Consider the following 19021-nt stretch of genomic DNA (forward strand, 5'->3'; position numbering starts at 1 on the left):
GAGGCGCCGCAGGTCAGACCCCCGAAACCCCCTCCACGCGCACCCCGACAGGGGGTGCCCAAGCCTCCCTGCCCCGCCTGCGGCAGGGATTCCGCATCACCCGTCCGAGACGCCGAGAGCGGCCCCCTCTCACGCCAATGAAGCGGGGCCGCTCTCGTCCAGAACCCTCAAGAACTGGAGAGACCAGCATGACCCACCCGACCGACTTCCCGCGAGACCCCGCCCGCCCGGCCTTACCCGAACACCTCCGCACCGCGCTCTGGCTCGCCGACTTCGGACTCCCCGTAATGCCGCTCCGGGAAGGCAAGGGCCCCATGGGTAACTGCCATGCCTGCCGCAAGAACGCCTGCGGGGGCCGACCGAACATGAAGACCCCCGGCCCCTGCGAGTGCCCGGCGCCCTGCCATGCCTGGGCCGCCGCCACCATCGACCTGAATATCCTCACCTCACCCGCGTGGGCTAGGGCCTGGAGGCAGGCTCAGGCCGTCGCCTACCACCCCGGCGGCGCAGCGCTCACCGTCGTCGACCTCGACAATGAAGAGGCCGTCGCGTGGGCCCGCCAGACCCTCCCGGAGACCAAGACCGTGCCCACGACGCGCGGGGAGCACTGGCTTTACCTCGGCACCATGGCCTCCCCCAACGGCGTACGACCCGGTGTGGACATCAAGTCCACGATGTCCTACGCCCGCTGGCTCGGCCCCGGAACCGGCACGATGCAGCTCCTCCCCGACGTCGTGCGCGCGCTCGCCGTGAAGGAGCCCACCACAGCCCGGCCCGCGCCCGGCATCGTCACCGCGTCCGCGCCGGCCGGGGGTGGGGAGTGCCGCCACCGGTCACCCGCCTATCTGGAGCGCGGTATCGCCATGGCCGAGCAGCGCATCGAAGAGGCAGCCGAAGTCATCCACACGACCGTGTACCGGACGTTCCTCGCGGTGCTGTCCACCCACGGTCGGTGCGGCTGCCTCACCGAGGCTCACATCAAGCGGCTGTTCACCGCTGCGCAGGCCAAGGGCGAATCCCTGCGCAACTGCGAGGACGCCTGGACCAATGCCCTCATGACGCTGGGGATGTAGCGATGCCTGAGGAAGAGAAGAACCCGGCCCGCCAGATCATCACCGAATACGCGCAGGACCATTTTCGGTACTTCCGCACCACCGAAGGCACCGTCTACGCGCAGAAGAACGGCCACCCCGTCGCCCGCCCGATCCGCTCCCAGGGCACGACCGGCAGCCACCGGCAGGAACTCATGGTCGGCCTCTACAACGACGGCCGCGGCTCATTCAACGGCAGCGCACTCAAGGAGGCACTCGACTTGATCGAAGCACTCGCCCTCAGCCAGGACGTACAGCCCACCCACATCCGCGTAGCCCCCGGATTCGACGGCGCCACCTGGCTCGACCTCGGCCGCGACGACGGCCAGTCCGTACGCATCCACCCCACCGGCTGGGACATCCGCGTCCCTGACCCGCAAGAGGTGTGCTGGCGGCGCACCCAACTCACCGGCGAACTCCCCCTCCCCGAGAAGGACACCAACGGCAAGGGCATCGACGCTCTGCTGCGGCTGTGCAACTTCGCCAACGCCGAGAGCGAGTGCCTCGCCATCGCGTGGCTGATCGGCTGCCTGGAGCCGTCAGTACCCGTCCCCGCACCTTTCCTCACCGGCCCCCAGGGCGCGGGGAAGTCGACCGCCGGGCGGATGCTGGTGCGGATCATCGAGGGCATGACCGGTGACCTTCGCCGGGCGCCGAAGGACGAGGAGAACCTGATCACGGCCGTGGCCGCAGGATGGGTCACCGCCCTGGACAACCTCTCCCACCTGCCGCCGGATCTGTCCGACCTGATGTGCTGCATCGTCACTGGCGCCGAAAGCATCAAACGCGCCCTGTTCACCGACGGCGACGTCGTCCGCTCCCGCTACCGCCGCCCGCTGCTCCTGACCGGCATCGACGTGGGCGTCATCCGCCCCGACCTCGCCGAACGACTCCTGCCCCTGCGCCTCGTGCGGCCCCAGGTGCGCCGGACAGAGGCTGAGCTGTGGGCGGAGTACAAGCCGGCCCTGCCCGTCATCCTTGGCTCACTCCTCGACCTCACCGTCAAGGTCCGAGCCACCGAAGCCGACACCCCCACCGACCTGCGTATGGCCGACTTCGCCCACCTCTGCGCCCAACTCGACACCGCCACCGGCCTCAGCGCGCTGACCGCCTACCGGGCCAGCCTCGACGACCTCAACGACGACGTCATCGAAGGCGACCTCCTCGCCCAGACCGTCCTCAAGCACGCCGCCACCCTCGAAGCGGGCGAGGAAGTGCGGATGGCCTCCGCGGAGTGGCTCCACGCCCTCACCCAGCTCTACGCCGGCGAGGACTTCCGGCCCCTGCCCAAGGGGTGGCCCACCACCGGGAAAGTCCTCTCCGACCGCCTCAAGCGCCTACAGCCCACCCTCGCCGCCCGCGGCGTCATCGTCGACTGGGGCCGCACCAAAGCCGCCCGCTACATCGAGATGACCCGCCCCGGCGCCCCGACGCCCCACGAGCAGGAAGCAGCGTTCTAACCCAAGCGACCACCCAGCCCCTGCACAAGCAAAAAGAGCACCCCGCCCCCGGGGCAACGCCGTGCTCCTCTTGCCTGTCCGGCGGCTTGCCGCCGCTGCAAAGGACGCGCCGCGCAGCGGCCCCTCACTTCGCTTGAAGACGCACCGCACCACAACAGAAACCCCTCTCTCTTTCCTAAGAGAGGAGATGTTGCGTCACCCGCGTCACTGACGCCCTGAAAAGCACCGCTGACCTGCCGATATACGGGTGACGCAGACGGCCCACGCCTGCGTCACCCGGCGTCACCTGCGTCACCGTCCTGCGTCACCCAATGACACAGGTGACGCAGGACGGTGACGCACGCCCACCCCCTGTGTCACCCAAAACCGCAGGTCAGACGCACGGATGACACAAGTGACGCGGTGACGCAGAAATCCCAGCCTCGGACAGGCACCGCCTCATGAGAGGCATCTGCGCTGTCGGCCAACGCCACCGATGAGGAGCTAGACCTTGGCTACGTCTCGACGCCGGCGACCGCCGGTCGACGAATGGCTGCCCCTGACCGAAGTACTTGAAGAACTCGGCATCACCCGAGCCACCTGGTACCGCTGGCGGAATCGCGGGTACGGCCCCGAGGCACACCGCCTTCCCAACGGCCATCTGAGGGTTCGCCGCAGCACTCTGGACGCCTTCAACAACGGCCTGGAGGCCGCGTGACCGAGTGGAGTTACACGGTCAAGATGTGGGCTATCCGTAAGCGGCCCTACCGCAAGCCGTACCAACTCCGTTGGCAGGTAGGGATTCGGCCGCACTCCGAGTCGTTCCTGACTCTCGGGCTCGCGGAGAGTCGGCGCGCGCAGCTGATTACCGCCGCCCGGGCCGGGGAGCCCTTCGACGTCGACAGCGGGCTCCCCCGGTCGCTGATGCAGCGGGATAAAGACATCCCGTGGTACCAGCACGCCCGGAACTACATCGAGCTGAAATGGGATCCCTCCCCCGCCACCACGCGGAAGACGCTGGCCGAGGCGATGGCCACGGTCACCATGGCCTTGGTGAAGGACACAAAGGGCATGGCCGAAACGAAAGTCGCGCGGCGAGTGCTCTACAGCTGGGCGTTCAATGTGCACCGGTGGGACGAGGAGCAGCCGGACGAGGTGAAGGCCGTGCTGGCATGGTTCGAGCGGAAGTCCCTGCCGGTGTCAGCCCTCTCCGAACGGATGGTTGCGCGGAAGGCCCTTAACGCCTGCACCAAGAAGTTGGACGGGACGATGTCCGCGGGGACCGTCATCACCCGGAAGCGGGCCATCTTCCACCAGGCGCTCGAGTACGCCGTGGACGCGGAGCTGCTCTCGGAAAACCCCCTCCACTCCCTCCAGTGGACCTCTCCCGAGAAAGTCGACGATGAACTGGACCGCGCGTGTGTGCCCGGTCCGGAGCTAGCCGAGCAGCTACTGGCAGGGGTTCGATCGCAGGGGCCGCGGGGGCGCCACCTGGAGGCGTTCTTTGCCTGCATCCTCTACGCCGCCGCGCGCCCCGGGGAAACGGTCGGACTGCAGGCGTCGGACTTCCACTTGCCCCGGCGCGGATGGGGGACGGTGTGGCTGCGGGAAAGCCGGCCGCGTGCCGGCCGGTCCTGGACGGACTCCGGCGAGGCGCACGATCGGAAGGGGCTCAAGCACCGGCCGCGCAGGGCCGTACGGCAGGTCCCGATCCCGCCGCAGCTCGTGTCACTGCTGCGGTGGCACATCACGGTCCACGGTGTCGCGGCGGACGGGCGGCTCTTCCGAACGGCTCGCGGCGGCATGGTGCAGGAGAGCGGGTACGGGGAGGTGTGGGCGGAGGCCAGGGCCAAGGTTCTCAGCCCGCAGGATCAGGCCTCCAAACTGGCGAAACGCCCGTATGACCTTCGCCACACAGCGGTGTCAACCTGGCTGAGCGCGGGGGTAGAGCCGCAGATCGTCGCCGAGCGCGCCGGTCACAGCCTGGCGGTGCTCTTCCGCGTGTACGCGAAGTTCCTGAAGGACGGGGAGGAGGCAGCGAACGCCAAGATCTCCGCCCGTCTGGACCGCAGGTAGCAACACGGCCAAACCGCAGGTCAGATCCCGGATTCCCGTCCACGCTCCGTCCACAGAGGCTGGTAGAGAGCGTGCGTCAACGAGACAGAGCGAGACAGTCGACTGTCCGTGTTCGAAAACGAAAGAACCCCCGCTCACTGCATTTCCGCAGATGAACGGGGGTTCCACTCGCGTGGCGGCGCCAGGGTTCGAACCTGGGTAGGCTGAGCCGGCAGATTTACAGTCTGCTCCCTTTGGCCACTCGGGCACACCGCCAAGATCGTTGCCGTCTTTCCGCCTTTCGGCGGCGCTCCGTGGCAACGACGTAAACGATACCTGATGTGCGGGGGTGCTCCGCCACCTGATTGATCAGCGCTCCCGGCGGGCGCGGTGGCTAGGCTTTGCCGAGCGGGCCGGGGATGTCCGGCCGCGCCCCACGGGGCACATCACAGCCGACTTCAAGGAGCCACAGCACATGGCCGACTCCAGTTTCGACATCGTCTCGAAGGTCGAGCGGCAGGAGGTCGACAACGCCCTCAACCAGGCCGCCAAGGAACTCTCCCAGCGCTACGACTTCAAGGGCACCGGCGCGTCGATCGCCTGGTCCGGCGAGAAGATCCTGATGGAGGCGAACTCCGAGGAGCGCGTGAAGGCCGTTCTCGACGTCTTCGAGACCAAGCTGGTCAAGCGCGGGATCTCGCTGAAGGCGCTCGACGCCGGTGAGCCGCAGCTGTCCGGCAAGGAGTACAAGATCTTCGCCACCATCGAGGAGGGCATCTCCCAGGAGAACGCCAAGAAGGTCGCGAAGATCATCCGTGACGAGGGTCCCAAGGGCGTCAAGGCCCAGGTCCAGGGCGAGGAGCTGCGCGTCAGCTCCAAGAGCCGCGACGACCTCCAGGCCATCCAGCAGCTCCTCAAGGGCAAGGACCTGGACTTCGCGATCCAGTTCGTGAACTACCGCTAAGGATCGGCGCTCGGAAGGGCGTGTGCGGGGCGTGCGCGGCGCACGCCCCTTTGTGGACCCCCTGTGGTCACTAGGCGTGGGCGGTTGCGCCCAGCACGCTGGGTGGCATCCATCACCGTGTGGCAGGGGGTTCTCGCATGCCTGGGGCCGGCAGTTTCCGCGAAGACTTCGGGGCGTCCGTGGTCGTCGCCCTGGTGGCGCTCCCGCTCTGTGTGGGCATCGCCGTCGCATCCGGGGTGCCGGCCGAGCTGGGGATCGTCACCGGGGTGGTCGGCGGGCTGGTCACCGGCTGGTTCCGGGGCAGCTCGCTCCAGGTCAGCGGCCCGGCGGCGGGGCTGACCGTACTCGTCTACGAGGCGGTGTCGGCGTACGGCCTGGCCGCGCTCGGGATGCTGGTGCTGGCCGCCGGAGTGCTCCAGCTGGGCATGGGGGCGCTCGGGCTCGGGCGGTGGTTCCGGGCGATCTCCGTCGCCGTCGTGCACGGGATGCTGGCCGGGATCGGGCTCGTCCTGATCGCCGGGCAGTTGTACGCGCTGGGCGGTGTCCCGGCGCCCGGGGACACCCTGGGGAAGCTCGGCGGCATGGCCGAGCTCGGCGGGCGGGCCGACTGGGCCGCGGTGGCGCTGGGCGCCGGGACCGTGGCCGTCCTGGTGGCGTGGCGGCGGCTGCCGGCCCGGATGCGGCTCGTACCGGGCGCGCTGGTCGGGGTGGCGGCCGCGACCGCCGCGACCGCGCTGCTGGAGCTGTCGGTGGCGAAGGTGCGGGTCACGGGGGTCCTGGACGCGGTGTCCCCGCCCGCCTGGGGGGACTTCGGGGTGCTGGCCTCCTTCGGGGTCGCCGGGACCGTGGTCGCGCTCGCGCTGATCGCTTCGGCCGAGACGCTGTTCAGCGCGGCCGCCGTGGACCGGATGCATGACGGGGACCGCACCGACTACGACCGGGAACTCGTCGCCCAAGGCTTCGGCAACACCGTCTGCGGGCTGCTCGGGGCGCTGCCGATGACCGCCGTCATCGTGCGCAGCGCCGCCAACGTGGAGGCCGGGGCGCGCACTCGGGCGGCCCGGATCATGCATGGCGGCTGGCTGCTGCTGTTCGCCGTGGCACTCCCCCGGGCGCTGGAGGTGGTGCCGCTCGCCGCGCTCGCCGGGGTGCTGCTGCACGCCGGCTGGAAGCTCCTGCCGGCCCGGGCGGTGGCCGCGCTGTGGCGCACGCACCGGGGCGAGGCTGTGGTGCTGGTGGCGACGGCCGCCGCGATCGTGGCCACCAATCTCTTCGAGGGGGTGCTCGTCGGCCTGGGGCTGGCGGTCGCCAAGGCCGCCTGGGAGACCTCCCACGTACACGTCGAGGAGGTGTGGGAGGGCGACGAGCTCTGCGTCCGGATCCTGGGGAACGCCAGCTTCCTGCGGTTGCCGAAGCTGCTCGACGCCCTGGACGCACTGCCGCCCGCGCCGTCGGTGCGGCTCGACCTGAGCGGGCTGCGCCACCTCGACCACGCCTGCCTGACCGCGCTCGACGGGTGGGAGCGCAAGCGGGCGGCCCCGCTGCCCGGCCGCGAGGGCGTCGCCTGACCGCGCCGGGCGGGCCGCCCTCATGCGCGATCGCGAACGCCTCCGCGTGGACTCTCGGTTCGGAGCGGGCCGTGGCAGCGGTCGGGCTGTCCGGCCGTGTGGTGACGGCTTGCGCGCTGTCGGCCGCCTCGGCGGGGGCGGGGGCGGTGACCTGCGAGGTAAGGGCGGGTCTCAGGCGCGGGGCGCGGACGCCCGGCCGGATATCTCTTCGGCCGCCCTCGGCGTACCGGCGCCGGGTGGTCCCGGCGGCCGGTTCGCCTGGTGGCGCGCGGAGTTGCGCAGGCGGCGGGCGGCTTGCTTCGGCAACTGCTCGGTCTCGGTCATGCGTTCAGTGTGACCGACGCCACTGACAATCGCCCTGACCTGCGCCTCTCCCGGTCAGCGGGCGGCGAACGGGGCGTCCGTGGGGACGATTTCGCGGCCCAGCGGGAGCAGGGACAGCGGGACCATCTTGAAGTTGGCGATGCCGAACGGGATGCCGATGATCGTGACGCAGAGGGCGATGCCGGTGACGATGTGGCTCAGGGCGAGCCACCAGCCGGCCAGGACCAGCCACAGGACGTTGCCGACGCAGGACGCGGCGCCCGCGTCGTGGCGCTCGACCGTGGTGTAGCCGAAGGGCCAGAGCGCGTACACGGCGATGCGGAAGGCGGCGATCCCGAAGGGGATGCCGATGATGGTGATGCAGAGGAGCACGCCCGCCAGGCAGTACGCCAGGAACAGCCAGACTCCGCTGAGTACGAGCCAAATGACGTTCAGGATTGTCTTCACTGCCGGTGTCCTGCCATCTGTTCGAGCCGGGCGATCCGCTCGGCCATCGGGGGGTGGGTCGCGAACATCCGGGAGAGGCCCTCGCCCGGCCGGAACGGGTTCGCGATCATCATGTGGCTCGCGGTCTCCAGACGGGGCTCCGGCGGCAGCGGGAGCTGCTTGGTGCCCGCGTCCAGCTTCCGCAGGGCGCTGGCCAGGGCGAGCGGGTCGCCCGTGAGCTGGGCGCCGGACGCGTCGGCCTCGTACTCGCGCGAGCGGCTGATCGCGAGCTGGATCACGGACGCCGCGATGGGCCCCAGGATCATGATCAGGAGCATACCCAGGAGGCCCGGGCCCTCGTCGTCGCTGGAGCGGCCGACCGGGATCAGCCAGGCGAAGTTCACCAGGAACATGATCACGGAGGCGAGCGCTCCGGCGACGGACGAGATGAGGATGTCCCGGTTGTAGACGTGGCTCAGCTCGTGTCCGATGACCCCGCGCAGCTCGCGTTCGTCGAGGATGCGCAGGATCCCCTCGGTGCAGCAGACCGCGGCGTTGCGCGGGTTGCGGCCGGTGGCGAAGGCGTTGGGGGCTTCGGTCGGCGAGATGTAGAGCCGGGGCATGGGCTGGCGCGCGGAGGTGGAGAGTTCGCGCACCATGCGGTAGAGGGCGGGGGCCTCGAACTCGCTGACGGGACGGGCGCGCATCGCGCGTAGAGCCAGCTTGTCGCTGTTCCAGTACGCGTAGGCGTTGGTCCCGAGGGCGATCAGGACGGCCACGATGAGGCCGGTCCGTCCGAAGAAGCTCCCGATGACGATGATGAGTGCGGACAGCCCGCCGAGGAGTACGGCGGTCTTCAGCCCGTTGTGCCGGCGGTGCACGGTACGCCCTCCAAATGGTGCGGCAGGGGAGCCCCGTCATGGATTTGAGGGTCTACGGTCCAGTGGACCCTCCCTTCATGGACAACGCGAGGTGAGCGCGGCAGGTTCCCAGGGCAGGCCGGCGCCCGCCGCCCCCGGAGCGGGGCGGCGGGGGCGGTGGCGCGGGTTGGGCCGTACGGGTGAGGCCCCCGGCCCGGGCGCGTACGGGAGCCGCCACGACCGCGTACGGAGCCTCGTACGGCCGCGTACGGGCCCGGCGCGGCCTACTGCGGGAAGAGGCTGCCCGAGGCGAAGCGCAGCACCAGCTGCGGGGCGCCCGAGAGCACCAGAGCGGTGACGACGGTGAGCACGATCGCGGCCGTGACCGGCAGCGGAGCCCTCGTACGGGCGGCGGCGGCCGGGTCCGGGGCGGCCCCGCCCTCCTCCGGGGTGCGGAAGAGCAGCGCCGTCCAGCGCAGGTAGTAGTACAGGGCGATCACGACGTTGACCGCCATGACCACGGCCAGCCAGCCCAGGCCCGCGTCTACGGCGGACTGGAAGACGGTGACCTTGGCGAAGAGCCCGATGATGCCCGGCGGCAGTCCGGCCAGGCAGAGCAGGAAGAAGGCCAGCGAGAGGGCGGCGAGCGGGCGCCGCGCGTACAGGCCCCGGTAGTCGGCGAGGCGCTGGAGCGGCTTCGTACGGGCGACCAGCGCGGCCACGGCGAAGGCGCCGAGGTTCACGGCGGCGTACATCAGCGCGTAGGCGACGGTGGAGCCGATCTGGTCGCGGTCGGAGTACGCGGCGGCCGCGATCGGGACCAGCAGGTAGCCGGCCTGGCCGACCGAGGACCAGGCGAGCAGCCGGACGGCGCCGTTCACGCGGTCCGCGGACTGGCGCAGGGCGGCGGCGTTGCCGAGCGTCATGGTGAGCGCGGCGAGGACGGCGAGGGCCGGGCCCCAGATGTCGGAGTACGCCGGGAAGGCGATCACCGTGACGAGGATGAGGCCGGTGAAGCCGACGGCCTTGCCGACCACGGACAGGTAACCGGCGATGGGCAGGGGCGCGCCGACGTAGGTGTCCGGGACCCAGAAGTGGAAGGGGACGGCCGCGGTCTTGAAGGCGAAGCCGACGAGGGTGAGCGCGACGCCCGCCATGGCGAGGGTGTCGAGCTGTCCGGGGACGTGTTCGAGGCGGTCGGCGACCTGGGTGAGGTGCAGGGAGCCGGTGGCGGCGTAGACGAAGCTGACGCCCATCAGCGACACGGCGGTGGCGGTGACGGAGGACAGGAAGAACTTCAGGGCGGCTTCGGAGGAGAGCCGGTCGCCGCGGCGCATGCCGACGAGGGCGAAGGCGGGCAGCGAGGCGACTTCGAGGGCGACGATCAGGGTGGCGAGGTCGCGCGAGGCGGGCAGCAGGGCCGCACCGGCCGCCGAGGAGAGCAGCAGGAACCAGTACTCGCCGGCCGGCATCCGCGCGTCGCGGACGGCGGTCACCGACAGCAGGGCCGTGACGAGCGCGCCGGCCAGCACCAGGAACTGGATGACCAGCGTGAAGTGGTCGGCGGTGTAACTGCAGGCGTCGGGGTCGCCGGTCAGGCAGAAGGTGGTGCGGTCCCCGGCGCGCAGCGGCAGCAGGGTGAGGATGGCGGCGGCCAGGCCGGCCACGGAGATCCAGCCGAGCAGCGGCCCCCGCTCCTCGCCCGTGAAGAGGTCGGCGACGAGTACGACGAGGCCGACGGCGGCGGTGATCACCACGGGCGCCAGGGCGAGCCAGTCGACGGACTGGACCAGGCTGGGGGTCTGCGCGGGGCCCGCGGCGAGGGCGGGAAGGGCGGACAGGACCGTCATGAGTTGCCTCCGGCGAGGAGCTTCTGGACGGCCGGGTCGGTGAGGCCGAGGAGGACGGCGGGCCACAGGCCGGCGAGGACGGTGAGGGCGACGAGCGGGGTCCAGGCCGCGAACTCGTAGTGCTGGATGTCCGGGAGGGCCGCGGGGGCGGCGCTCTTGGCCTTCGGGTCGCCCATGCAGACGCGCCGTACGACGATCAGCAGGTAGCCGGCGGTGAGCAGGGTGCCGAGGCCGCCGATGGCCATGTACGTGAGGAACGCGGGCCGGGACAGGCCCTCGGCCGGGTCGAACGCGCCGAACAGGGCGAGCATCTCGCCCCAGAAGCCGGCGAGTCCGGGCAGGCCGAGGGAGGCGACGGCGGCGAAGGCGAGGAACGCGCCGAGGCGGGGGGCGCGGCCGTAGAGGGCCGCGCCGGTGGCCCCGGCGAGGGTGTCGAGGTCGGCGGTGCCGTAGCGGTCCTTGAGGGCGCCGACCAGGAAGAAGAGGAGGCCGGTGATCAGGCCGTGGGCGATGTTGGCGAAGAGCGCGCCGTTGACGCCGGTGGGCGTCATGGTCGCGATGCCGAGGAGGACGAAGCCCATGTGGCCGACGGAGGAGTACGCGATGAGGCGCTTGAGGTCGCCCTTGTTGCCCTTGCGCGCGAGGGCGAGGCAGGCGAGGGATCCGTAGACGATGCCGATGGCGGCGAAGGCGCCCAGGTAGGGGGCGAAGGTCTGCATCCCGCCGGGGGTGATGGGGAGCAGGATGCGCACGAACCCGTACGTGCCCATCTTCAGCAGGACGCCCGCGAGGAGGACGGAGCCGACGGTGGGGGCGGCGGTGTGGGCGTCGGGGAGCCAGCTGTGCAGGGGCCACATCGGAGTCTTCACGGCGAGGCCGATGCCGATGGCCAGGACGGCCAGGATCTGGGTGGTGTGGGTCAGTTCGCGGCCGTTGTCAGAGGCGAGTGCCACCATGTCGAAAGTGCCGCTGTTCAGTCCGATCAGCAGCAGACCGAGCAGCATGACCACGGAGCCGAGGACCGTGAAGAGGATGAACTTCCAGGCGGCGGCCTGCCGCTGAGCACCGCCCCAGCGGGCGATGAGGAAGTACATCGGGATGAGGACCATCTCGAAGGCGAGGAAGAACAGCAGCAGGTCGAGGACGGCGAAGGTCGCGAGGGTGCCGGCTTCGAGGACGAGGAGCAGCGCGACGAAGGCCTTCGGGGAGGGGCCTTGGGGGAGCTTGTAGTAGCTGTAGAGCGCGCAGAGGAAGAACAGCAGCGCGGTCATCAGGAGGAGGGGGAGCGAGATGCCGTCGATGCCGAGGTGGATGCGGACGTTCAGCGCCTGGATCCAGCTGATGTCCGTCGTCGCCTGGAAGCGGGCGGGGGTGTCGTGGTCGAAGCCCAGGGTGAGGGCGATCGCCGCGGCGAGGATCACTGCGGTGACGGTCACGCCGTGGCGGAGCACGGCCTGTTCGGGGCTCTTGCCCTTCAGTCCGGGCGGGGCCGGCAGGAGGGCCGCGGCGGCGCCGATGAGCGGTGCGGCCAGGATGAACGCCAGAAGGAACTGCATCACGGACGGGCTGATATCAATCACGGCTGACTCACGGCTCACGATCCGGCGTTGACGTTGGCGAGGACGGCGGTGGCGATCGCCAGGACCACGGCTCCGGCGAGCAGGGCGCTCAGGTAGGTCTGTACGTTGCCGGTCTGGGCGCGGCGGACGAGGGCGCCGAGCAGCCGGGGGCCGAGGCCGGCGCCGCGGACGTACGTGTCGACGACCTCGCGGTCGAGGAAGCGGACGAGGCCGGCCGAGGCCTGGACGGGGCGGACGAACAGCCGGTCGTAGACGGCGTCGAGGTGGAATCCGGCGGCCGCGTGGCGGTGCAGGGGGCCGAGGAGCGCGCGCCCGGGGTCGGGGGCGGGTCCGGCCGGGACGGCGGGGTGCTCGTGGGTCACCTCGTCCACCTCGGGGGTCTCGGCGGCGGATACCGCGGCGGCGGTGGCGGCGGACGTGGAGGCGGCCATGGCGGCGGGCTGCTCGGTGGCGGCTCCGGCGGCAGCCGCGGCCGCGGCGCCGATCGCGGCGGGAGCCGCGGCGGCCTTCGCGGTGGCGCGCTGCCAGAGGCCGTAGGTGAGCAGTCCGCCGATGACGGCGGCGCCGGTGCCGAGGAGCGAGGTGGCTAGTGTCGGGGTGAGCCCGCTGCCGTCGAGCCAGTCGGTGAGGGGGCCGAAGGCGAGGCCGAACGCGATCGACGGGACGGCGAGCAGCCACAGCACGCCGGTCATGGCGAGGGGCTCCTTGCCGTGGTCGGGGGCGGCGGCGCCGTGGCCGCGGAAGGCCATCAGCCACAGTCGGGCGGCGTAGGCGGCGGTGAGCAGGGCGGTCAGCACGCCGGCGACCAGGACGACCCAGCCGGCGGTGGCGGGGGCGAGGTCGGAGTGGCCGGTCGCGGTCTGCTCGGCGGCGACGAGGACGGCTTCCTTGGAGAAGAAGCCGGCGAACGGCGGGATCGCGGCGAGCGCGAGCAGCGCGATCGTCATCGTCCAGAAGGCGTCGGGGATGCGCTTGGCCAGGCCGTCCATGCGGGACATGGCGGCCAGGGAGTTCGTGCCGGCGGCGTGGATGATCACGCCCGCGCCGAGGAACAGGAGCGCCTTGAAGGCGCCGTGGGACAGGAGGTGGAAGACGGCGGCCTCGCGGTCGCCGACGGCCAGGGCCCCGGTCATGTAGCCGAGCTGGCCGATCGTGGAGTAGGCGAGCACGCGCTTGATGTCGTCCTGGGCCAGGGCGGCCAGGCCCGAGCCGATCATCGTGACGGCCGCCATGACGGCCATGACCACCAGCGCTGCCTGGGAGGCGGCGAAGACGGGGAGGAGGCGGGCGACGAAGTAGACACCGGCGGCGACCATCGTCGCGGCGTGGATCAGGGCGGAGACCGGGGTGGGGCCCGCCATGGCGTCCGGGAGCCAGGTGTGCAGGGGGAACTGTGCGGACTTGCCCGCGACGCCGGCGAGCAGGAGCAGGGCGATCAGCGTCGGGTGGTCGAGTCCGCCGGCGGCGACGGTGCCGAGGATCTTGGTGATCTGGAAGGAGCCTGCGTCGGCGGCGAGCGCGAACAGGCCGAACAGGAAGGGGACGTCGCCGAGCTTGGTGACGAGGAAGGCCTTCAGGGAGGCGGAGCGGGCCGCCTCGGTCTCCCAGTAGTGGCCGACCAGGAAGTACGAGCAGATGCCCATGATCTCCCAGCCGACCAGCAGCACCATCAGGTCGCCGGAGTAGACGACGAGCAGCATGGCGGAGGTGAACAGTGAGACCAGAGCGGCGTACGACGGGTAGCGCGGGTCCTCGCGGAGGTACGCCGTCGAGTAGACCTGTACGCAGGTGGCGACGACTCCGACCAGGACGGCGACCAGGACGGCGAAGCCGTCCAGGTACAGCGACAGGTCGATCGGCACGGAGCCGGTCGGGGTCAGCTCGGTCGCCGCGCTGATGGGCTTGCCGCCGCCCTGGCGGACGGCGACGACCACGGCCAGTACGGCGGCGGCCAGCGTCGGCAGTACCGCGAGGGGGCGGACGAACCCGGGTGCGGTGCGGCCCAGGAGGAGTCCCGCCAGCGCGCCCAGGAAGGGGAGGAGGGGGACGAGGACGGCGAGGGTCGTGGTGCTCACGCGGCGACCTCCGGCCGGGCTGCGTTCTGGTCGGGTTCGTGGCCCTCGGCGGTGTCGCGGAGCCGGTCGACGTCCGAGGTGCCCCGGTTGCGGTACACCATCAGCACGATCGCGAGGCCGATGCCGATCTCGGCGGCGGCGATGGCGATGGTGAAGAGGGTGAGGGCCTGGCCGGCGTGCAGGGTGTCGCGCAGCCAGACGTCGAAGGCCACCAGGTTGAGGTTGACGGCGTTGAGCATCAGCTCGACGGACATCAGGACCAGGATGGCGTTGCGGCGGGCCAGTACTCCGTACAGGCCCGTGCAGAAGAGCAGCGCCGCGAGCACGGCGGGGTAGGCGAGGTGCATCAGCGCTGCCCCTTGCTTTCGTCGGGGGCGGCGGTGGCGGCGGTGGCGGCCTGGCCGGCCGGGGCAGCCCCGTCGGCGGTGGGCGCGTCGTCCTTGCGGGACAGCACGATGGCGCCGATCAGGGCCGCGAGGAGGAGGACGGAGAGCGCCTCGAAGGGCAGCACCCAGTGCTGGAAGAGGATCTCGCCGGAGACCTTGGTGGAGCCCTGGGCGGGGCCGTCGAGGTCGATCCAGGTGGTGCGGAAGGCGTCGACGACGACCCAGACGAGCGCGGCGGCCGCGACGGAGGCGACGCCGAGCGCGACCCAGCGGTTGTTCGAGTCGGCATCCGGGGAGCGGCCGATGGGGGCCTTGGTGAGCATCAGCCCGAAGAGGAGGAGGACGACCACGGAACCGAGGTAGATCAGGACCTGCACCCAGGCGATGAACTCGGCCGTCAGCAGCAGGTACTCGACGGCGATGCCGCCGAGCGCGACGACCAGCCACAGGGCGGCGTGCACGAGCTGCTTGGTGTTGACGGTGATGACGGCCGCGCCGAGGGTGGCGAGGCCGACGAGGACGAACGCGATCTCGACGCCGGTCGGGGAGAGGAATCCGGGGCCCTGGGCGGCGGCCGCGAGGTGGGCGGTGAGCATCAGGCGGGGCCTCCGGCCGGGGTGTCGGGGGTACCGCTGCCGGGGCCGGGCGCGCCCGGGCCGGTGCCCGGTTCCGCGTCGGCGGCCGGGGCGGCCGCGGCCGCCGCCCGGGCCGCCGCGGCGGCTTCGGCCTTCTCGACGGCCTTGCGGGCGGCGGCGATCTCCTTCGGCTCCTCGGCGGCCGGGTCCAGCGCGGGCGGGGCCGGCACGGTCCACATCCACTCGCGCAGCTTGTCGCGCTCGTGGGTGAGTTCGTGGATGTCGGTCTCCGCGTACTCGAACTCCGGCGACCAGAAGAGGGCGTCGAAGGGGCACACCTCGATGCAGATGCCGCAGTACATGCAGAGGGAGAAGTCGATGGCGAAGCGGTCGAGGACGTTCCGGCTGCGCTCGCGGCCGCCGGGGGCGGCGGCGGGGACGGTCTCCTTGTGGGAGTCGATGTAGATGCACCAGTCGGGGCACTCGCGCGCGCAGAGCATGCAGACCGTGCAGTTCTCCTCGAACAGGCCGATCACCCCGCGCGAGCGCGGCGGGAGTTCGGGCTGCACCTCGGGGTACTGGGCGGTGTGCGAGCGCTTCGTCATCGTGCGCAGCGTGACGGCCAGGCCCTTGGCGAGGCCGGATCCGGGGATGGGCATTACTGGATCGCCACCTTCACGATGCCGGTGAGCGCGATCTGGGCGAGCGCGAGCGGGATGAGCGTGGTCCAGGCGAGCTTCTGGAGCTGGTCCTCGCGCAGCCGCGGGTAGCTCACGCGGAGCCAGATCACGACGAAGGCGAGGATCGCGGTCTTGAGCAGGGTCCAGACCCAGCCGAGGCCGTCGGCGCCGAAGGGGCCGTGCCAGCCGCCGAGGAAGAGGACGGTGGTGAGGGCGCACAGGACGACGATGCCGGCGTACTCGGCGAGCAGGAACAGCGCGAAGCGGAGTCCGGTGTACTCGGTGTACGCGCCGAAGATGATCTCGGAGTCGGCGACGGGCATGTCGAAGGGGGGCCGCTGGAGTTCTGCGAGGCCGGCGGTGAAGAAGACGAGCCCGCCGACGATCTGCCAGGGCAGCCACCACCACTCGAAGGCCTCGACGATGCCGGGGAGGGACACGGTCCCGGCGGCCATGGCGACCGAGGCGGCCGCGAGCAGCATGGGGAGCTCGTAGGCGAGCAGCTGTGCGGCGGTGCGGAGGCCTCCGAGGAGGGAGAACTTGTTGGCCGAGGCCCAGCCGGCCATGAGGGAGCCGAGGACTCCGACGCCCATGACGGCGAGTACGAAGAACAGCCCGGCGTCGATGACCTGCCCGACGGCGCCTTCGCCGGGGCCGATGGGGACGGCGACGAGGACGAGCAGGTACGGGAGCAGGGCGACGGCGGGCGCGAGCTGGAAGATCCGCCGGTCGGCGCCCGCCGGGACGATGTCTTCCTTCTGCGCGAACTTGACTCCGTCGGCGACGAGCTGGGCCCAGCCGTGGAAGCCGCCGGCGTACATGGGGCCGAGACGGCCCTGCATGTGGGCCATGACCTTGTGCTCCGTCTGCCCGACGACGAGCGGGAGCACGAGGAACACGGCGAAGACGACGATCAGTCGCAGGGCGACGTCGAGGACGTCGTTCACGCGTCGCCTCCGTTTTCGGTGTCGGTGTCGGTGTCGGGCTTGGCCTTCGGCTCTGCCGTCGGCTCCTCGAAGGCGGGCTTCGCGTGGTGCCAGGGCGCGTCCGCGCTCCGGGGCGCGGCCCGTCGCCGGTCGGCTCCGCCGGGTTGACCGGGACCCCCCTCGGCGTCCGGGCCGGCCCCGGCCGCCGCCTGGCTGGCCGAGCCGTCGGCCGCCGAGCGGGTACGGCGCGGGGGCCGGGCCGGGGGCTCGGCTTCGCCGGGGGCCGGCTCGGGCGCGGGCGCCTGGCTGGCCGAGCCGTCCGACGCGGAGCGGGTACGGCGCGGCGGCCGGGCCGGGGGCTCGGCTTCGCCGGGGACCGGGGCGACGTCTACACCGGGCGCGGGCGCCTGACTGGCGGAGCCTTCGGTGACCGAGCGGGTGCGGCGCGGCGGGCGGGACGGGGCCTCCGCCGGGGCGGTGGTGTCCGGGGCGGTCGCCGGGGCGGTGGGGTCGGTCGCTGCCGAGCGGGTGCGGCGGGGCGGAGGGGTCGCGCCGTCGCGGCGGGGGGCTCGGGTGGGGCGGGTGGGGGCCGGGGGGAGCTGTCCCTTGAGGGGGCCCCAGTCGTTGGGGTCCGGGACGCCCGGCGGGAGCATCTGGCGGCGCTTCGGGGCGTCCGGGTCGTGGGTCTCGCCCGGCTCCTTCGCGCCCGGCCAGGCCTTCGCTACGCGCGCCGCCAGGACGAAGTCCTTGCGCAGCGGGTGGCCCTCGAAGTTCTCCGGGAGGAGCAGGGGGACCAGGTGCGGGTGGTCGGTGAAGGTCACGCCGAACATCTCGAACGTCTCGCGCTCGTGCCATTCCGCGCCCGCGTACACCGCGATGGCGGACGGCAGCGAGGGCGCCGAGTGCGGGACCGTCGTGCGCAGCAGGAGACGGCGTACGCGGTGGTTTTCGAGGGAGACCACATGCGCGCAGATCCGGAAGCCGGTGCCCGGCTCGTCGACCGCGCTCAGCCAGTCGAAGTAGGTGCAGCCCAGCTTGTCGCGGGCGATTTCGAGGGAGGGGATCCAGGAGCCGACGGGCACGTCCACGGTCAGGACGTCGTAGGCGGAGGAGCCGGTGGCCTCCGCGCCGAAGACCGTGGCCGCCGCGTCGGGAAGGGTGTCGTACAGGTTCATGCGCCGGCCCCCGGTGCGGGCGGCGGGCTGACCAGGCCGCTGGTGAGCTGGGCGACCGACGGATCCGTGGCGTAGCGCTCCGCGAGGGACTCCCGGGCGATCTTCTCCTGGAGCTTGAGGATGCCCTGGAGGAGGGCCTCCGGGCGGGGCGGGCAGCCGGGGACGTAGACGTCGACCGGGATGATCTGGTCGACGCCCTTCGTCACCGAGTACGAGTCCCAGTACGGGCCGCCGCAGTTGGAGCAGGCGCCGAAGGAGATGACGTACTTCGGCTCCGGCATCTGCTCGTACAGCCGCTTGACGGCCGGGGCCATCTTGTCGGTGACGGTACCCGAGACGATCATCAGGTCGGCCTGGCGCGGGCCGGGCGCGAACGGGATCACCCCGAGGCGGATGAAGTCGTGGCGGGCCATCGACGCGGCGATGAACTCGATCGCACAGCAGGCGAGGCCGAAGTTGAAGACCCACAGGCTGTACCGGCGGCCCCAGTTCAGGACCACCTTCATGGGTTCCGGGGCCAGCCGGGAGAGGACTCCCAGGCGCTTGGGCTCCGGAAGCAGCTGGGGCTCGGCCGGTGTCCCCACCGGTGTCACGTCCATTCGAGGACGCCCTTCTTGTACGCGTAGAGCAGGCCGACGGCCAGGAAGCCCAGGAAGATGAACATCTCCACGAGCGTCGTGGCGCCGTAACCGGCGGCGGCGAACACCGTCGCCCACGGGAAGAGGAAGATCGAGTCGACGGCGAAGATGACGTAGAGGAACGCGTAGACGTAGTAGCGGACCTGGGTGTGGGCCCAGCCCTCGCCGACCGGGTCCACTCCGCATTCGTACGTCAGCAGCTTCTCGGGCGTCGGGACGACGGGCCGCAGCAGACGGCCGGCGCCGAAGGCCACGGCGACGAAGAGCACACCGAGGACGGCGAGCAGGCCGACGACCGAATAACTCCGGAAGTAGTCCGCCGCGAGCACGGCCCCGGTCGATACCGTCGGGTTTGGCACGTCCGTTCCTCGCTCCTCGGCCACTGTCGACATCGTTGACGCTGTTGATG

19 protein-coding genes and 1 tRNA gene are annotated in these 19021 nt (G+C 71.3%); 6 read left to right on the plus strand and 14 right to left on the minus strand.

The annotated features are described in order from the left end of the window. The first annotated feature begins 188 nt into the window (after positions 1-188). From IE248_RS04855 to IE248_RS04870, 4 genes are all read left to right on the plus strand, one after another. Positions 189-1073: a bifunctional DNA primase/polymerase gene (locus IE248_RS04855; RefSeq protein ID WP_190030003.1), complete on the plus strand. Its 885-nt coding sequence runs from the start codon at positions 189-191 to the stop codon at positions 1071-1073. 2 nt (positions 1074-1075) lie between these two features. Continuing rightward, on the plus strand, positions 1076-2551 hold the full coding sequence (locus tag IE248_RS04860; protein ID WP_190030004.1) for an AICE element replication initiation protein: 1476 nt from the start codon (positions 1076-1078) through the stop codon (positions 2549-2551). Between the two features lie 490 nt (positions 2552-3041). After that, entirely contained in the window at positions 3042-3248 is a 207-nt protein-coding gene (locus tag IE248_RS04865) for a helix-turn-helix transcriptional regulator (protein ID WP_308438124.1), read from the plus strand. Next, a complete protein-coding gene (locus IE248_RS04870) occupies positions 3245-4606 on the plus strand; it encodes a tyrosine-type recombinase/integrase (protein WP_229895121.1) in 1362 nt (453 codons plus the stop codon). Before IE248_RS04865 ends, IE248_RS04870 begins: the two co-directional genes overlap by 4 nt. Positions 4607-4779: 173 nt before the next feature. Here IE248_RS04870 and IE248_RS04875 read toward each other — a convergent pair. Further along, positions 4780-4861: transfer RNA gene (locus tag IE248_RS04875), tRNA-Tyr, on the minus strand. Positions 4862-5060: 199 nt separating this feature from the next. Here IE248_RS04875 and IE248_RS04880 point away from each other — a divergent pair. Continuing rightward, on the plus strand, positions 5061-5549 hold the full coding sequence (locus IE248_RS04880; protein ID WP_037798029.1) for a YajQ family cyclic di-GMP-binding protein: 489 nt from the start codon (positions 5061-5063) through the stop codon (positions 5547-5549). Positions 5550-5686: 137 nt separating this feature from the next. After that, positions 5687-7117: a SulP family inorganic anion transporter gene (locus IE248_RS04885; protein WP_190030005.1), complete on the plus strand. Its 1431-nt coding sequence runs from the start codon at positions 5687-5689 to the stop codon at positions 7115-7117. A gap of 171 nt (positions 7118-7288) precedes the next feature. Here the strand turns inward: IE248_RS04885 and IE248_RS04890 are convergent, their stop codons facing one another. The 13 genes from IE248_RS04890 to IE248_RS04950 form a co-directional block, all read right to left on the minus strand. Beyond that, the gene (locus IE248_RS04890) at positions 7289-7441 is read right to left on the minus strand and encodes a hypothetical protein (RefSeq protein WP_190030006.1); all 153 of its coding nucleotides are present in this window, start codon (positions 7439-7441) and stop codon (positions 7289-7291) included. A gap of 54 nt (positions 7442-7495) precedes the next feature. Next, positions 7496-7888, minus strand: a complete 393-nt coding sequence (locus tag IE248_RS04895; RefSeq protein ID WP_037798026.1) for a YccF domain-containing protein — start codon at positions 7886-7888, stop codon at positions 7496-7498. Beyond that, positions 7885-8748, minus strand: coding sequence for a zinc metalloprotease HtpX (htpX, locus tag IE248_RS04900; RefSeq protein ID WP_037798025.1), 864 nt, complete (start codon positions 8746-8748; stop codon positions 7885-7887). The genes IE248_RS04895 and htpX overlap by 4 nt, the downstream gene beginning before the upstream one ends. 263 nt (positions 8749-9011) lie before the next feature. After that, positions 9012-10577 (minus strand): NADH-quinone oxidoreductase subunit N, encoded by a 1566-nt coding sequence (locus IE248_RS04905; RefSeq protein WP_073794633.1) that lies wholly within the window; start codon positions 10575-10577, stop codon positions 9012-9014. Beyond that, the gene (locus IE248_RS04910) at positions 10574-12157 is read right to left on the minus strand and encodes a complex I subunit 4 family protein (RefSeq protein ID WP_190030007.1); all 1584 of its coding nucleotides are present in this window, start codon (positions 12155-12157) and stop codon (positions 10574-10576) included. Before IE248_RS04910 ends, IE248_RS04905 begins: the two co-directional genes overlap by 4 nt. Before the next feature lie 14 nt (positions 12158-12171). Beyond that, positions 12172-14232, minus strand: coding sequence for an NADH-quinone oxidoreductase subunit 5 family protein (locus IE248_RS04915; protein WP_073794630.1), 2061 nt, complete (start codon positions 14230-14232; stop codon positions 12172-12174). Next, positions 14229-14579, minus strand: coding sequence for an NADH-quinone oxidoreductase subunit NuoK (gene nuoK / locus IE248_RS04920; protein ID WP_037798018.1), 351 nt, complete (start codon positions 14577-14579; stop codon positions 14229-14231). Before nuoK ends, IE248_RS04915 begins: the two co-directional genes overlap by 4 nt. Then, entirely contained in the window at positions 14579-15214 is a 636-nt protein-coding gene (locus tag IE248_RS04925) for an NADH-quinone oxidoreductase subunit J family protein (protein ID WP_073794628.1), read from the minus strand. Before IE248_RS04925 ends, nuoK begins: the two co-directional genes overlap by 1 nt. Next, complete coding sequence (locus IE248_RS04930) at positions 15214-15852, minus strand: NuoI/complex I 23 kDa subunit family protein (RefSeq protein WP_037798014.1); 639 nt, start codon at positions 15850-15852, stop codon at positions 15214-15216. Before IE248_RS04930 ends, IE248_RS04925 begins: the two co-directional genes overlap by 1 nt. After that, on the minus strand, positions 15852-16820 hold the full coding sequence (locus IE248_RS04935) for a complex I subunit 1/NuoH family protein (protein WP_073794625.1): 969 nt from the start codon (positions 16818-16820) through the stop codon (positions 15852-15854). Before IE248_RS04935 ends, IE248_RS04930 begins: the two co-directional genes overlap by 1 nt. Next, positions 16817-17974, minus strand: coding sequence for an NADH-quinone oxidoreductase subunit C (locus IE248_RS04940; protein WP_190030008.1), 1158 nt, complete (start codon positions 17972-17974; stop codon positions 16817-16819). The genes IE248_RS04935 and IE248_RS04940 overlap by 4 nt, the downstream gene beginning before the upstream one ends. After that, positions 17971-18573 carry an NADH-quinone oxidoreductase subunit B gene (locus IE248_RS04945; RefSeq protein WP_190030009.1) on the minus strand — a complete coding sequence of 201 codons (603 nt, stop codon included), beginning with the start codon at positions 18571-18573 and terminating at the stop codon, positions 17971-17973. The genes IE248_RS04940 and IE248_RS04945 overlap by 4 nt, the downstream gene beginning before the upstream one ends. After that, complete coding sequence (locus IE248_RS04950) at positions 18564-18971, minus strand: NADH-quinone oxidoreductase subunit A (RefSeq protein ID WP_037798009.1); 408 nt, start codon at positions 18969-18971, stop codon at positions 18564-18566. Before IE248_RS04950 ends, IE248_RS04945 begins: the two co-directional genes overlap by 10 nt. Positions 18972-19021 lie beyond the last annotated feature (50 nt).

This window comes from Streptomyces goshikiensis, assembly GCF_014650555.1.
Lineage (GTDB): Bacteria > Actinomycetota > Actinomycetes > Streptomycetales > Streptomycetaceae > Streptomyces > Streptomyces goshikiensis.